Below are 14,801 nucleotides of genomic sequence, written 5' to 3'. Positions count from 1 at the left end.
ATTCATGGTGTTGTGATCTGAATTCGGCCTACTCTGTGAGATAGCCGGTCGGGATCTTTTTGCTGAGGAGTGAAGAATGTTATCTATGAAATCGGGTCGCTACATCGGGGTGATGTCTGGCACCAGCCTCGATGGCATTGATGTTGTGCTGGCTGCTATCGACGAACGTATGGTCGCACAGCAGGCAAGCTATTCGCACCCAATTCCCCTTGCGCTTAAAAACGCTGTGCTGGGGATGTGTCAGGGACAACAGGTGACGCTCGAGCAGGTCGGCGCGCTGGATACTCAACTGGGCATTCTCTTTGGTGAGGCGGTGCTGGGTTTGCTGAAAAGCGCGGGCATTTCACCGGAAGAGGTGACGGCGATTGGCTGCCACGGTCAGACGGTCTGGCATCAGCCAAAAGGCGACACCACATTCTCGATGCAACTCGGTGATAACAACCGCATTGCGGCTATGACGGGGATTACGACCGTCGGCGATTTCCGCCGCCGTGATATGGCATGGGGCGGACAGGGCGCGCCGCTGGTGCCTGCATTTCATCAGGCCTTGCTGGCCGATCCGGCCGAGAGGCGGATGATCCTCAATATCGGCGGAATTGCTAATCTTTCCATGCTGCTGCCGGGACAGCCGGTACGCGGCTATGACACCGGACCCGGTAATATGCTGATGGATGCCTGGATCTCACGCCATCAAAATCAGCCTTACGACAAAGGTGCCCAATGGGCCAGTCAGGGGCGGGTGAATTTACGCCTGTTACAACAGATGCTTTCCGATCCTTACTTTGCTGAACCTGCGCCGAAAAGTACCGGGCGGGAATATTTCAATATGGCCTGGCTGGAAAAGCAGCTGGCGCGAGGTCCGGAAGTCTCCGGGGGGGATGTGCAGGCGACGTTGACCGAACTGACGTCCGTCAGCATCGCCGAACAGGTTCAACTGACCGGTGGGTGCGATCGTCTGATGGTCTGCGGCGGCGGTGCGCGCAACCCGCTGCTGATGGCGCGCTTGTCCGCAATGCTGCCGGGGACTGAGGTTTGCACCACCGACGCTTTTGGCATCAGCGGCGACGACATGGAAGCGCTGGCGTTTGCCTGGCTGGCTTTTCGTACTTTATCCGGACAGTCAGGCAATCTGCCGTCAGTGACGGGTGCAAGCCGTGAAACTGTGCTCGGGGCTATTTATCCCGTGGTTTCCTCCCGCGCCTGATGTGTTCTCGGTTTTATCTCAATGTGCTGCGCCAGCGGGCGTGGTACATATCGGGGATAGACCAAAACACTCAGGGAGTACCAGATGAAAAAGGCGATTTTCGCTGCTTTAGCCGGGTTAACGCTGGCCGGATGTAGTCAGTTTCAACATCAGGCGGAAAGCCCGACGCAGGAATTACATTATCAGTGCGGCACCTTGCCGCTGACCATCACGCTCGATAAACCGTCACAGCAGGTCAGCATGGTGCTTGATGGTGAACAATTGAAACTGAAACAGGTGGAATCGGCATCCGGCACCAAATACAGCGACAGCCACTACACCTTCTGGTCTAAAGGTAATCAGGCCTTCGTTCAGCGCGGTGATAATGTGATCATCGACGACTGCGTCCAAAAGTCTTAATAAAGCCTGTTTCCTTTCTAAAACCCCGCGTCAGGGACGTTGAGATCCTGACGCGGCGGGTGCACAATGCAGTTACCTTCCTGTTGATACGCAATTGAATCCATATGGCTGATAATAATGAATTTGATGTTGCCGACTCGCGTCGTGAATACACGCGTGGCGGGCTCCGTCGCGCCGATCTGACCCCTGAACCGCTACCCTTATTTGAGCACTGGCTGAAACAGGCCTGTGAGGCAAAGCTGGCGGATCCTACGGCGATGGTGGTGGCGACAGTTGATGAGAACGGGCAGCCTTTCCAGCGAATTGTGTTACTCAAGCACTACGATGAAAAAGGGCTGGTGTTCTACACCAATCTGGGTAGCCGCAAAGCACAACAGCTGGCGGTGAATTCACACATCAGCCTGCTGTTCCCGTGGCACATGTTGGATCGCCAGGTCATTGTACTCGGGCAGGCCGAACGTCTTTCCACGCTGGAAGTGATGAAATACTTCACCAGCCGCCCGAAAGACAGCCAGATCGGCGCGTGGGTGTCGCAGCAGTCCAGCCGGATTTCGGCGCGTGGCGTGCTGGAAAGCAAGTTCCTCGAACTGAAACAAAAGTTCAGCAAAGGCGAAGTGCCGCTGCCGAGTTTCTGGGGCGGATTCCGCGTGAAAGTGGAGTCGATGGAGTTCTGGCAGGGGGGCGAACACCGTCTGCACGATCGCTTCATTTATCAGCGGGATGCCGAAGAAAGCGAAACTGGCTGGAAAATAGACCGTCTCGCCCCCTGAACGAACAAAATGATGCGAATTCCTAGCGCTCGGGCGATGAGCGCTTTATTCTATGACGTCCCCCGTAAAGGTGAGAGAAAAGGCACATGCGCGGCATGATGCCGGACACGAATCTGCACACATTCAGTACATAATTCTTAGTACATATAAACGGAGTCTTTGATGGCGAGCAGCAACCTGATTAAACAACTGCAAGAGCGGGGCCTCGTTGCCCAGGTGACGGATGAAGAAGCGTTAGCAGAGCTACTGGCGCAAGGGCCAATTGCACTCTATTGCGGTTTCGATCCTACCGCAGACAGCTTGCATTTGGGTCATCTGGTGCCATTGCTTTGCCTGAAGCGTTTCCAGCTCAGCGGCCACAAGCCTGTGGCTCTGGTGGGCGGCGCGACTGGCCTTATCGGCGATCCAAGTTTCAAAGCTACCGAACGTAAGCTCAATACCAATGAAACCGTAAACGAATGGGTTGAGAAAATCCGCCATCAGGTTTCGCCATTCCTTGATTTCAACTGTGGTGAAAACAGCGCCATTACCGCAAATAACTACGACTGGTTCGGCGGCATGAACGTGCTGACTTTCCTGCGTGATATCGGTAAACATTTCTCTGTTAACCAGATGATCAACAAAGAAGCGGTGAAACAGCGCCTGAATCGCGATGACAGCGGTATTTCCTTCACCGAGTTCTCTTACAATCTGTTGCAGGGGTACGACTTCTCCGAGCTGTACAGTCGCCATGAAGTCGTGCTGCAAATCGGAGGTTCCGACCAGTGGGGTAACATCACATCGGGTATAGATTTAACCCGTCGTATGCACCAGAAGCAGGTCTTCGGCCTCACTGTTCCGCTTATCACTAAAGCGGACGGCACCAAATTCGGTAAGACCGAAGGCGGCGCGGTCTGGCTGGATCCGAAGAAAACCAGTCCGTACAAATTCTACCAGTTCTGGATTAACACCGCTGACGCCGACGTTTACCGTTTCCTGAAGTTCTTCACCTTCATGAGCATTGAAGAGATCAATGCACTGGAAGAAGAAGACAAAAACAGCGGCAAAGCCCCGCGCGCGCAGTATGTGCTGGCGGAAGAAGTCACCGGCATGGTGCACGGCGAAGAAGGTCTGGCCGCGGCGAAACGCATCACCCAGAGCCTGTTCTCCGGTTCCCTGAGCGAAATGACCGAAGTCGATTTCGGCCAGCTGGCGCAGGACGGCCTTGAGTTGTTCGAAGTACCGCGTGATACCGATCTGCAACAGGCGCTGGTCATCGCCGGTATGGCACCGTCCAAAGGACAGGCGCGTACCATGATTTCCTCAAACGCCGTTTCCGTTAATGGCGAAAAACAGACAGACACTGAATACAGCTTTGCTGACAGTGACCGACTGTTTGGCCGTTACACCTTGTTGCGTCGCGGTAAAAAGAACTACACCCTGCTGCTCTGGGCATAAGCTTTACGACCGGCATCAATGGGGGGCCTGATGGCCCCTCAATTTTGCCATGACAACTCAGTCATTCCGCCATCTTCCGATGACGTTGCTATCGGTAATTCCTCATGAAAAGCATTCTTTCGATTCAGTCACACACCGTTTTTGGTCACGCCGGTAACAGCGCGGCGGAATTTCCTATGCGTCGCATGGGCGCAAACGTTTGGCCTTTGAATACGGTTCAATTTTCTAACCATACGCAATATGGCCACTGGACCGGTTGCGTAATGCCAGCCAGCCATTTGACTGAAATCGCCCAGGGCATCGGTGACATTGATCGCCTGAAAGATTGTGACGCGGTGCTGAGTGGTTATATCGGCTCCTCTGAACAGGGCCAGAGTATTCTGGAGATTGTGCGCAGGGTGAAAGCGGCTAATCCGGATGCATGGTATTTTTGCGATCCGGTAATGGGCCATCCTGAAAAAGGCTGTATCGTTGCGCCGGGCGTGGCGGAGTTTCACTGCAATCAGGCCCTGATCAATTGTGACATTATTGCGCCAAATCTGCTGGAGCTGGAATTACTCAGCGGCCACGCGGTGGCAAGCGTCGAAGAGGCAGTAGCCACCGCGCGTGAGCTCATCGACAGAGGGCCGAAAATCGTGCTGGTGAAACATCTGAGTCGCGCTGGCTATCACAGTGACCGGTTTGAAATGCTGCTGGTGACGGCAGAAGAAGCCTGGCATATCGATCGTCCGCTGGTGGATTTTGGCGTGCGTCAGCCGGTCGGCGTGGGGGATCTGACCAGTGGTTTACTGCTGGTGAACTTGCTGAAAGGCGAAGCGCTGGATAAAGCCCTGGAACATGTGACGGCTGCGGTGTACGAGGTGATGTTGGCAACACACGCGATGGGCGAGTACGAACTACAAATCGTCGCCGCACAGGACAAAATGGTTAATCCGGAACATCATTTCCCGGCCGTTAAGCTGTAATAAAAATCTTAACGCCTGAATACAAAAACGCCCCGCGCTGAATCAGCCGGGGCGTTTTATTTAATGCTTCTACGAAAACTTATTTCAGACCTTCAGCCGTCAGGGCAGCATCAACTGCCGGGCGTGCGGCCACGCGATCCAGATACGCATTCAAATCGGTCAGCGCGCTCAGATCGAATTTCAGAGCCTTAGCCCAACCCATCACGGTAAACAGATACGCATCTGCCACGCAAAAACGTGCGCCCAGCAGGAAATGATTTCCTTTCAGGGATTCATTCACGTAGGCGAATTTTTTGCTCAGTGCTTCGCGGGTGAGGGCTTTGAACTCTTCCGGCGTTTTCGGATTAAACAGCGGTGAGAAACCTTTGTGCAGTTCGGTGGCAATATAGTTCAGCCATTCCAGCGCATGATAACGGGCCGGTGTGCCAGGTTCCGGCATCAGCTGGCGGTCAGGTTTCTGTTCGGCGATGTATTGCACAATCGCGACGCCTTCTGTCAGGATGCTGCCGTCGTTGAGCAAAAGCGTCGGGATCTGACCCTTTGGATTGACTGTCAGAAAATCGTCACCGGTCTCAGTTTTTTTGGTCGCTAAATCCACTTTCTCGATGCTGAAATCCAGATCGGCTTCGCGAAGAACAATATGCGGGGAAAGGGAACAGGCACCGGGCTTATAGTACAGTTTCATAATCACTCCATCTGATAAGTAATCAGGCCAACCCCGGGAACGCTCCGGTTCACGGGGCAGCGACAGGGCATAGACAAACTGCTTCTATCCTAGAACCGGCGGGAGTAAAAGTCAGTGTTTAAATTACGCCTGATAACAAAAAGTTACGGCGTGGCGAACGTTGTGCCGTTCGCCACAGCATCAGATTTAGCGTGAGTGCTGATTAAGATAGTCGCGGATCGCCGTTTCGACGTTTTCCGGTGCAGGTAACATTGGCGAACGTAGTTCGTTTGCCATCAGCCCGTCCAGCGACAGGGCGAACTTAATGGCTGCCGGATTGGGCGCGGAGAACATCAGGCGGATCATGGGCAACAGGGCGAAGAAAATTTTGCGGGCGGCGATGAGATCGCCTTCTTTAAACTGTTTGATAAGCGCCACAAACTCTTCCGGAAAGATATGAGAAGAGGCCGCAATCGCCCCCGCGCCGCCCAGACTAAGCGTGGAGAAAATCTGTACATCTTCGCCGCACATGACATCCAGCTCACCGTCGGCAATCAGCGACAGCGTCAAATCAATGCTGCCGCCGCAATCCTTGACGGCGGTAATACGCGGGTGTTTTGCCAGCTGGCGCAGGGTATCGAGTTCCATCTGTACGCCGGTGCGGTAGGGAATGTTGTAGAGCATCACCGGCACGGAGGCGTTATCGGCAATTTCAGTGAACCAGGCTACCAGCGCTGGCTGAGAAGGGCGAATATAATACGGTGCAGGCACCAGAAAACCGGCGACCGGACGGCGGGAAATCGCGTCCTGCATCTCACGGATCACCGGCATATGGGTGCCGGACAGCCCCATGATCACCTGATTTCCCGGTACGATTTCCAGTACCGCATCCAGTACCTGCAATTGTTCTTCTTTGGTCAGCATCGGTGCTTCACCGGTGGTACCGCAGACGACAACGCCGTCGACGCCCCGTTTGAGCATCCGGGTGCACAAAGATTTCAGTGCAGAAAAGTCGATCTCGCCCTGACGAAACGGCGTGACCAGTGGAACCCAGATACCTGAAAACGATGACATGTTGTATTTCCTTAAACGGCGTAATTGATCAGCCTCGGATCATGTCAGTAAAACAGGGACGAGCGCCAATTGAATGAATTAATAAGGTGTTTTGAGTTATCTATGGCGCTTATGAAAGACTGATTTAATTGCTGACTAAGATATCCATTTCGGCGCCTAACAGCGTTTTCAAAACCTCTACCGGCACCGGGCGTGAAAAAAGATACCCCTGAAGATGCGAGCAACCTGCTGATACTAAAAAGGATTTTTGTAGCTGATTTTCAACGCCTTCTGCAATGACGTTGAGATGCATTTTATTGCCGAGCTGAGAGACTGCGGTCACAATGGCGGCAGTATCGTTCACTTCTGTGACGTACTGCACAAACGACCGGTCGATTTTCACACTGTCTACCGAGATATCCTTGAGCAAACTGAGGCTGGAATACCCGGTACCGAAATCATCCAGTGAGATTTTAACCCCCAGTTTACGCAGTTCCATCAGATGACTGAGGCTGGTGGGGTTCGCATTCATCACCGACGTTTCGGTCAGTTCGAGTTCAAGGCGTGAAGTCGGGAAACCCTCTTCAGCCAGCAACGCCTGGATCCGCGCGCCAAAATCGGGTTCACCCAGCTGCACGGCCGAAACGTTGATCGCCAGATTGAGCTGATTGAATTGTTTTATATCCCGGCAAGCCTGACGCAGGACAATTTCACCCAGCTGAATGACCAGACCAGTCTCTTCGGCCAGCGCAATAAACTGCACCGGAGACACCGCGCCCAGCACACCGTGATTCCAGCGCGCCAGCGCTTCCACGCAGACCACTTTCTCATCGCGACTGCGCAGGATCGGTTGATACACGCAGGTCAAATCACCTTCTTTGGATAACGATTCGGCCAGCGCTTTAACCATGATGCGTTTGCTGACGGTGCTGGCATCGAGTAATTCTGAATAAAACGAAAAAACATTTTTTCCGCGCTGCTTGGCTTCGAGAAGAGCGGTATTCCCGCGACGCATAATTTCACCGGCGGTAATATTTTCAGCGCCAAACATGACAATCCCAAAGGAAAGCGTGATGAGTGGATTAGCGCGCGTCAGCGTAAAAGGCTGACGCATCATCACCAGTATTTCCAGCGCCAGATTATGCGTCATCTCACTGGTCGGGCTGTCGCGCAGAATAATAGAAAATTCATCACCGCCTATGCGCGAAACGATACCTGAGGTGCCCACTTCATTTCTCAAACGCTGACCGAATTCGCATAAAATAGCGTCTCCGGCCTGATATCCATAGGTGTCGTTAATGTAATTAAAGTCATTCAGATTGAGCAAAAGCAGGGCGTAGGTTTCCGAACGATACATTCGTTGTGCGGCAATCTGGCTGAGTTCTTCATTTAATGCGGTGCGGTTTGGCAGGCCAGTTAATACATCATGGCGAGCCAGATAGCGGATCTGTGCCTCGGAATTTCGCAGCAGAGAAATATCCATGATCGAGGTGAGAATATAATGCCGTTGCTCGAGCGTAACGCGGGATTTCCTCACCAGCACATTGCGTCGTTTTCCGGCCGGGTCAATCATCGTTTCTTCATGAACAGTTTTTTCACCGGTTGTCAGTATTTCAATATCTCGCTCGCGCTGGCGTGCGGCCTGTTCAGGGTCTGTAAAGAAGGAGACGTCTTCACCAATCAGTTCTTCACGAGGCCGACCATAAAACTCGCTGGCTTTCTGATTAAGAAATACCAGCTTACGCAGATCGTCTTTTAATACTGTAGCTTCGGGAAGGGCATCGAGAACTGCCTGGCATATCGCAATATCAGTAAGCATGAGTGAAATACCCCGAGCAGAAAATGAAGGTGATGTGGCCCGGCCGTTCGGGCAATAACCCATCAGGTTTTTGCAATTATTACTCACAAATGGATCAGAATATTAAGGTTGTTTTTAAATTCTAAAATTCAATTGGTTATCATGTGCTAAGTAAAGTATTCAACATTTTATTCGGGTGAATAACGATCAATTAACCGCGAAGCTTTTTTTTCAGGACGATAACGTTATTTCCCCTGCCCGTCGTCGAAAAAATGAACGGTGGCTATAACATTTCGGAATTTCTTTATGATGTCAGGAAGGTTTTTGGCTAAAAGGGAAGGAAATCGGATGACAACGCCTGCTCAGACTAAAGATCTTTCTTTGTCCCGAACTTTTTATCCCACTCACGTCGGTATCCGCGTGATTGTTTACGGCCTTTCAGCCACAGAACGGTACAAACAATGCAAACTCCTGCGGAGAAGACAATGTTACGCATATCCTGATCGTAGAAAATCACCAGCACGCAGTCGAGCGCTGCCACGATGGCGAACCATTTATGCATATGAGACTGACGCCGGGTTTCGGCATTGATACGTTTTAACTGACGTCCTTCATCCAGGACTTTTCGTTTTTCCATCGGCTTTTCCTGGTGTGTTGGGCGAGTCATCGGGGTGAGGGTTGAAAACGTGCCAGTTAAGAATAGCAAATTGGGTGTCTCATTTCCTTATGGTTATTTTCACCGGGAGATTGATTTCGCAGCGGCGCGTAGCGTATCTTTTAGGAATTATCTTAATTCATGGTGATGAAATGAGCGACTCGTCTTCGCGAAAGATTGTTGATGGTGCCAACATTTATCAGGATTTCGAAACCCGTTTTTATGAATGGGAAGACGGGATGTCGAGCGCCGGTTTCAAACTGGAGCTGCCGGACAAATACCGTGAAGAGTTTGACTGGGGCGTCACCGGTTATAACTTTGGCCGTGTGATTGGCGGCGTGTTGACGGTCAGCGAGCACGATATTAACCGTCAGTACGGTAACCTGTTCTCAATGCCCGATCATATCGTCATTTTTATCGTGATTATCGGCGGAATGGACTGCCTGTGTTTTGGCGAGCGTTTTCAGCTCTCACAGGGTGACATCCTGATCCAGGATATGTCGCAACCGATACAAATCCACGTTTATCCGGGTGATGTGAAACCGCGTCTCGGTACCTATCAGTACATCATTATGCCCAAGCACAGCCTGAATTTTAATGTGGATATCGCCTCGTTACACGGCAAGCGCGTTCCTGCGTCATCGCCGGTAAATATTATTTTACGCAATCACTTCGCGACCATGGTTCAGGTTTTTGATCAGATGACCGAGCAGGAGGTGCTTAGCACTGGCGAAGGTGCTGCATCGGTCTTCCTGCAAACGTTGCATCTGATCGCCGGTAAAAAAGTGGAGCATCCTTTTGAGCAAAGCGCACGGCTTGAACGTATCTGTCTGCACATTGAGAAGCATCTGAGCAAGCCGATCGGCATTGATGCACTGTGCAAACATTTTGCGATTTCCCGTTCGGGCCTGTATCGCTTGTTCGAACCGCTTGGCGGCATTGCGCAGTTTATCCGTAGCCGCCGCGTCCTGCTGGCGAAGCGTCTGTTGCGCACGTCTTCTCTGTCTGATCAAAGCCTGGCCGTGATTGCCCGTCAGTGCGGTTTAGAACTGAGCGTGCTGCGCCGGTATTTTCATGAGTTTTACGGAGCCACGCCGTCGGAGATGCGCGACCGCTTCCGTCGCGACGCTGAGGAATCGGGGCATCCTGGCGCTACGCATGTTAACTGGGTCAGTTCCCTTTAATGATTTGATTTCCCTCTCAATGTTTAAAGATTGTTAATTAATTAGTTTTTTAATGTTCTGTCACTATTCTGATTTTTGCCCGCAATGGGTGGAATCAGCGCCGTTTTTTCGGGTAAACGCAGTAGACTTGCTGAGTTGTCCAACGGTAATCATTGAGAGTCCATCATGTTAGTCCCTCAACAGGCAGTAGATGAACAGGCGCGTCTGACCATCCTGGCATCTCTGGGCATACTGGATTCGCCCAGAATCGAGGAGATAGACCGCATCACCCGCATGGCTGCCCGGCAGTTTCAGGCTAAAGCGGTAGTGGTCTCACTGATTGACGCGGACCGTCAGTGGTTTTTGTCCCAGACTGGCCTGAATATTAATCAGTCTCCCCGCGATACCTCTTTTTGCGGCCACACCATTTTGGGATCCGGCCCGCTCATTGTCAGTGATGCCAGACTGGACCTGCGTTTCCACGATAATCCGCTGGTGGCGGGAGACCCTCATATCGTGTTTTACGCCGGTTGCGCGCTGTATTCGAAAGAAGGTGTGGCACTCGGATCTTTTTGTCTGCTTGACGATCAACCGCGTGGATGGAGCGATGAAGATCAGCAGACATTGCTGGATATGACGGCGCTGGTGCAAAGCTACATCCTGCATCTGGAGAACCGTCAGTACACCGCCACCGTCGAAGACAATCTGGCCAAAAGTGAAGCCCTGTTTGAGCAAACTTTTGCGCATGCGGCGGTGGGGTTCTCCCTGGTGGCGCTCGACTGGCGCTGGCTGCGCATCAATCCGCAAGTCTGCAATATGCTTGGCTATGCCGAGTATCAGTTGCGCTCGTGTCTGCTGCACGACGTCACCCATGCCGACGATGTTTACGCTGAAAACATTCTTATTCCCCGCTTGCTCTCTGGCGAAATAAACAGCTTCAGTGTGGAAAAACTTCTGCAACGCGCCAATGGCAGCACGCTCTGGGTCACGCTCACCGCCTCGCTGGTGCGCAACGCCGCAGGCGAAGCACATCACTACATCGTGGTCATCAGCGATATTACCGAGCGTAAGCACATCGAACAGGCGCTGTATTCGCTCCAGGGGGATCTTGAGCGACGGGTCGCTGCGCGGACCATCGAACTACAGGTAGCAATGGACCAGCTGCATCAGGAAATTGCTCAGCGTCTGACGCGTGAGCGGGAACTCACCGAAAGTAAAAACCGTCTGCGCGCAATCACCGATAACATTCCTGCGCTAATCTGCCATGTGGATGCCAGTGAGCAGTACACCTTTGTGAATCACTTCCATGCCAACTGGTACGGTGTGGAAGAGGAAAAAGTCCGCGGGCAGCAGGTGCGCGATGTGGTGGGTTACGCGAGTTATCAGGTCATTCAGCCCTTTATCCGCCAGGTTTTACAGGGACAGACCGTCAGCTATGAAATTGAATTGCCTGCGGATTCAGGTCACGGGATGGGCGGCGTTTTACACACAACACTTATTCCCTGCGATGATGTGCGTAACGGCTATTATGGGCTCTCAACAGATATCACCGAGATAAAGAAACTTCAGGCTCAGCTGGAGTTCGAAGCTAACCATGATTCCCTGACCGGCCTGCCAAACCGCCGGGCATTTCAACAGTCTCTGATTTACGCTGCCAGACAACAAGAAAAGGCAGACAAAGATATCGCATTGCTTTTTTTGGATATTGATAATTTTAAAGCGTACAACGACACCTATGGGCACGAATTTGGCGATTTGGTTCTTAAATTTTTCGGGCATACCCTGCGCGACAATTTGCGTTCACAGGATATGGTCGCACGTCTGGCGGGCGATGAATTTACCGTTTTACTGACTCATCTGGGCAACACTGAAACAGACGTAAGCCGTATCTGTATCGATCTGATAGGCGCGCTCGGTTCGGTGGAAAAAGTAGCCGGTATACCGGTGGCGCTGTCTGCGAGTATCGGCGTCGCCGTCGGGCGTGCGCGTCAGCCGCTGATGCCAGAAACCCTGATGGCCCGTGCAGATGCTGCGATGTACCGGGCTAAACAGGGTGGGAAGGGGCGCTATTATTTGGGGTGAGTGCGATACTGAAATATCAGGTTTGGATGATGATTTTAGTCGTTTTCTCGGTATAGCAAACTGCGTTTTCCGGGATGCTTTTATTGATATAAGACATCGCCCCGACAACGACATTTTTGCCGATAGTAATGTCGTTACCTATGATGCAGCAATTCGCGCCGATATCCACATTATCGCCAATGCACACGCTTGTGCCGCCGACATCCTCTTTGATACCGATGGTGGTGTTTTGCCGGATCCGGACATTGTTACCTATAACGCAATAAGGGTTAATCACAATGCCCGTGAAATGAGGCAGTCTGATTCCTTCTCCGATTTGCGCACCCAGCATAATTTCAATGCTGTACTTTTTGATAAGTGAGAAATTGATCTTACGTGCGCGGCTTTTACAAAAATGGCTGTCGGTGGAATAGAGATAACTCGCAATCCGCCACCAAAAGATATACCGGTGATGAGGCTGTTTAATACACCTGACAATGATGCGTCGCCAGGAAAATGACTTTTTGTTTTTCAGTATATCCGCAGCCAGATAACGGGTGAGTTGTTCGTATTTGCTGTAATTCTGGCTCATCAGAAAAGACCCGGTTCGGTAAGTTTTAACTTACACAATCCTAACACAATGAACACATTTGCTAAATTACTCCAAAAAAAAACGCCTCCCGGAGGAGGCGTTCGTCAACCATCATCAAAAGCTCTCTGCGATTATTGCGCAGAAGACAGTTCAGGTTGTTTTTCGTCAGTGTCGCGATCGAGGGTCATGCGGTGCAATTTAGACGCGGTCACCAGCATCAGCAGGGCAATCACAGCGGTCGCAATACCAATCTGCAGGAACACGTGGCTATAAATCGCCAGAGACGCGTGGGCATCTTCGATATCCGCCGGAACGGCGGTCAGGTTCGCTACGTAGCCTGCGATAATTGCCGCAGCAGCGGTTGTCAGGAACCATGCGCCCATGATGAAGCCCATCAGACGTTGCGGAACCAGCTGTGCCACCATCGCCAGACCCAGACCAGAAATCATCAGCTCACCGATACTTTGCAACGCATAACTCAGTACCAGCCAGTTAACGGAGACGATACCGTGTTCGTTCGCGAGGCTTGCACCCCACGGCAGCACCAGGAATGCACCGGAACATAACACCATACCGATCGCAAACTTGTGCGGCATTGGCATACGGTCACCGACTTTGGTGTAAACCGCGGCCAGCAGCGGGCTGGCAACCATGATCCAGAACGGGTTCAGTGCCTGGAACTGCTCTGGCTGGAAGCTGATACCCAGCAGATCGTGACCCACATTATGGATCGCGAAGAAGTTCAGGGAAGTTGGCATTTGGCTGTACAGAACGAAGAATACAACGGCTTCCATCATCAGCAGGAAGGCCACAATCATCTTACGACGTGCAATTCCTTTCATCGCGAAAGTTTCTTTCGCAAAGACAATGATGATACCCACAGAAACCAAAGCCAGAACCATACGTGCGATGGTTTGGTTATGCAGCAGCCAGCTGGAAATGAACACCAGCGCTACAACGCCGACCAATACCATCAGCAGCTTCTGGAATTGCAACGGTTCGAAGTCCGGTTTTGAACCCTGACGTTTTACCCATTTGCGGCAGAACATGAAGTTCACGATAGTGATCAGCATACCGACGACGCTCAGAGAGAACGCGACGCTCCAGCCGTACTTCGCGGCTAACCACGGGGTGGCAAGCATCGAGAAGAACGAACCGATGTTAACTGACATGTAATACATGGTGAATGCGCCATCAAGACGCGGGTCATCTTTTTCGTAGCAGGTAGAAAGCAATGAGGATGGATTTGCTTTAAACAGACCGCTACCAACGGCGATGGTCGCCATACCCAGATAAACCCAGAAAACTTCGTGGTTGGAATACGCAACGAAGGAATAACCCAGCGCCAGCACAATCGCACCCAGCACGATTACGCGTTTGGAACCCAGCACTTTATCACCCAACCAGCCACCGATAGCCACGAAGCCGTAGACCAGCGCACTGAAGGATGAGAACAGGGTGATCGATTCGGCTTCACTCAGGCCAAGTTGCTTGACCAGGTAAACTGCCATGATCCCTTGCAGGCCGTAATAACCAAAACGTTCCCAAAGTTCGATGGAGAAAATCAGGTAAAACGCTTTTGGCTGTTTGAAGGCGTTCAGACTCACGCTTTCGTTGTTAGGTGTTTTGTTTGCAGTTGACACTCGTACCTCTGTTTATTCCTTCCGGCCGTATGGCGGAAACGCATAAGTGGCGCGAATTAAGCACCCTTTGCATTGTTATAAGATGGGATGACGGCAGGTAATGTTCACTATCTTCGTAAATGAGGCAAGGAGTTTGACATATTCGGTTACATATAACTTTTCCGTCCTGATTAAACTGTGTTCGAAATGTTATGCAGAATTAACGTTTATGTTTTTGAAATAGGCAATGCGAATATGTTGTATGAATAATCATCTCTAAATGCATATATGTTTTGTTTTTTCAGAGGGTTTAAAGGTGGCTGTATTCACTCATTACAATTGAATATGCAGTGAATAACTCTGCTTATGCGTGCCTGTGCGTTACTTTATCCACGAAAGACAGGATGGGGAAGGACGG

General features: G+C 51.5%; 13 protein-coding genes. 8 read left to right on the top strand and 5 right to left on the bottom strand.

Translation table 11 applies throughout. The features are described from left to right. The first annotated feature begins 85 nt into the window (after positions 1–85). The 5 genes from anmK (at position 86) to pdxY (ending at position 4,775) form a co-directional block, all read left to right on the top strand. Positions 86–1,204 carry an anhydro-N-acetylmuramic acid kinase gene (anmK, locus tag AC0Z7K_RS04975; RefSeq protein WP_485613388.1) on the top strand — a complete coding sequence of 373 codons (1,119 nt, stop codon included), beginning with the start codon at positions 86–88 and terminating at the stop codon, positions 1,202–1,204. An 84-nt stretch (positions 1,205–1,288) separates the two neighbouring features. Further along, complete coding sequence (locus AC0Z7K_RS04970) at positions 1,289–1,603, top strand: MliC family protein (protein ID WP_485613138.1); 315 nt, start codon at positions 1,289–1,291, stop codon at positions 1,601–1,603. Positions 1,604–1,707: 104 nt separating this feature from the next. Beyond that, complete coding sequence (gene pdxH, locus AC0Z7K_RS04965; protein ID WP_485613137.1) at positions 1,708–2,373, top strand: pyridoxamine 5'-phosphate oxidase; 666 nt, start codon at positions 1,708–1,710, stop codon at positions 2,371–2,373. A 162-nt stretch (positions 2,374–2,535) separates the two neighbouring features. Continuing rightward, complete coding sequence (gene tyrS / locus AC0Z7K_RS04960; protein ID WP_485613135.1) at positions 2,536–3,810, top strand: tyrosine--tRNA ligase; 1,275 nt, start codon at positions 2,536–2,538, stop codon at positions 3,808–3,810. Between the two features lie 104 nt (positions 3,811–3,914). Beyond that, on the top strand, positions 3,915–4,775 hold the full coding sequence (gene pdxY / locus AC0Z7K_RS04955; RefSeq protein ID WP_485613134.1) for a pyridoxal kinase PdxY: 861 nt from the start codon (positions 3,915–3,917) through the stop codon (positions 4,773–4,775). Between the two features lie 79 nt (positions 4,776–4,854). Here the strand turns inward: pdxY and gstA are convergent, their stop codons facing one another. From gstA to AC0Z7K_RS04935, 4 genes are all read right to left on the bottom strand, one after another. Beyond that, positions 4,855–5,460 carry a glutathione transferase GstA gene (gstA, locus tag AC0Z7K_RS04950; protein ID WP_485613132.1) on the bottom strand — a complete coding sequence of 202 codons (606 nt, stop codon included), beginning with the start codon at positions 5,458–5,460 and terminating at the stop codon, positions 4,855–4,857. Positions 5,461–5,646: 186 nt separating this feature from the next. Beyond that, positions 5,647–6,513 carry a 4-hydroxy-tetrahydrodipicolinate synthase gene (dapA, locus tag AC0Z7K_RS04945; RefSeq protein ID WP_485613131.1) on the bottom strand — a complete coding sequence of 289 codons (867 nt, stop codon included), beginning with the start codon at positions 6,511–6,513 and terminating at the stop codon, positions 5,647–5,649. A gap of 124 nt (positions 6,514–6,637) precedes the next feature. Continuing rightward, positions 6,638–8,311 (bottom strand): putative bifunctional diguanylate cyclase/phosphodiesterase, encoded by a 1,674-nt coding sequence (locus AC0Z7K_RS04940; RefSeq protein ID WP_413529804.1) that lies wholly within the window; start codon positions 8,309–8,311, stop codon positions 6,638–6,640. A 346-nt stretch (positions 8,312–8,657) separates the two neighbouring features. Beyond that, positions 8,658–8,927 (bottom strand): hypothetical protein, encoded by a 270-nt coding sequence (locus tag AC0Z7K_RS04935; protein ID WP_112168502.1) that lies wholly within the window; start codon positions 8,925–8,927, stop codon positions 8,658–8,660. A 170-nt stretch (positions 8,928–9,097) separates the two neighbouring features. On the opposite strand from AC0Z7K_RS04935, the gene AC0Z7K_RS04930 reads away from it, so the two are divergent. From AC0Z7K_RS04930 to AC0Z7K_RS04920, 3 genes are all read left to right on the top strand, one after another. Further along, positions 9,098–10,129, top strand: a complete 1,032-nt coding sequence (locus AC0Z7K_RS04930) for a helix-turn-helix domain-containing protein (protein ID WP_485613129.1) — start codon at positions 9,098–9,100, stop codon at positions 10,127–10,129. A 165-nt stretch (positions 10,130–10,294) separates the two neighbouring features. After that, positions 10,295–12,190, top strand: coding sequence for a diguanylate cyclase domain-containing protein (locus tag AC0Z7K_RS04925; RefSeq protein WP_413529802.1), 1,896 nt, complete (start codon positions 10,295–10,297; stop codon positions 12,188–12,190). Positions 12,191–12,212: 22 nt separating this feature from the next. Beyond that, positions 12,213–12,551, top strand: a complete 339-nt coding sequence (locus AC0Z7K_RS04920; RefSeq protein ID WP_485613127.1) for a hypothetical protein — start codon at positions 12,213–12,215, stop codon at positions 12,549–12,551. A 341-nt stretch (positions 12,552–12,892) separates the two neighbouring features. On the opposite strand, the gene dtpA is transcribed toward AC0Z7K_RS04920, so the two are convergent. Next, positions 12,893–14,404 carry a dipeptide/tripeptide permease DtpA gene (dtpA, locus tag AC0Z7K_RS04915; RefSeq protein ID WP_413529800.1) on the bottom strand — a complete coding sequence of 504 codons (1,512 nt, stop codon included), beginning with the start codon at positions 14,402–14,404 and terminating at the stop codon, positions 12,893–12,895. Between the last annotated feature and the right edge of the window lie 397 nt (positions 14,405–14,801).

The organism is Rahnella sp. 1L-D-7-B-C2 (assembly GCF_057290995.1).
The sequence above is the reverse complement of the archived record's forward strand: the minus strand, read 5'-3'. Positions and strand labels throughout refer to the sequence as shown.

What these genes read in the sequence shown, in the direction of transcription:
- pdxY (WP_485613134.1), top strand. Translation starts at nt 3,915, where the DNA reads ATGAAAAGCATTCTTTCGATTCAGTCACACACCGTTTTTGGTCACGCC.
- anmK (WP_485613388.1), top strand. Translation starts at nt 86, where the DNA reads ATGAAATCGGGTCGCTACATCGGGGTGATGTCTGGCACCAGCCTCGAT.
- AC0Z7K_RS04935 (WP_112168502.1), bottom strand. Translation starts at nt 8,927, where the DNA reads ATGGAAAAACGAAAAGTCCTGGATGAAGGACGTCAGTTAAAACGTATC.
- pdxH (WP_485613137.1), top strand. Translation starts at nt 1,708, where the DNA reads ATGGCTGATAATAATGAATTTGATGTTGCCGACTCGCGTCGTGAATAC.
- AC0Z7K_RS04940 (WP_413529804.1), bottom strand. Translation starts at nt 8,311, where the DNA reads ATGCTTACTGATATTGCGATATGCCAGGCAGTTCTCGATGCCCTTCCC.
- AC0Z7K_RS04930 (WP_485613129.1), top strand. Translation starts at nt 9,098, where the DNA reads ATGAGCGACTCGTCTTCGCGAAAGATTGTTGATGGTGCCAACATTTAT.
- AC0Z7K_RS04970 (WP_485613138.1), top strand. Translation starts at nt 1,289, where the DNA reads ATGAAAAAGGCGATTTTCGCTGCTTTAGCCGGGTTAACGCTGGCCGGA.
- gstA (WP_485613132.1), bottom strand. Translation starts at nt 5,460, where the DNA reads ATGAAACTGTACTATAAGCCCGGTGCCTGTTCCCTTTCCCCGCATATT.
- tyrS (WP_485613135.1), top strand. Translation starts at nt 2,536, where the DNA reads ATGGCGAGCAGCAACCTGATTAAACAACTGCAAGAGCGGGGCCTCGTT.
- dapA (WP_485613131.1), bottom strand. Translation starts at nt 6,513, where the DNA reads ATGTCATCGTTTTCAGGTATCTGGGTTCCACTGGTCACGCCGTTTCGT.
- AC0Z7K_RS04925 (WP_413529802.1), top strand. Translation starts at nt 10,295, where the DNA reads ATGTTAGTCCCTCAACAGGCAGTAGATGAACAGGCGCGTCTGACCATC.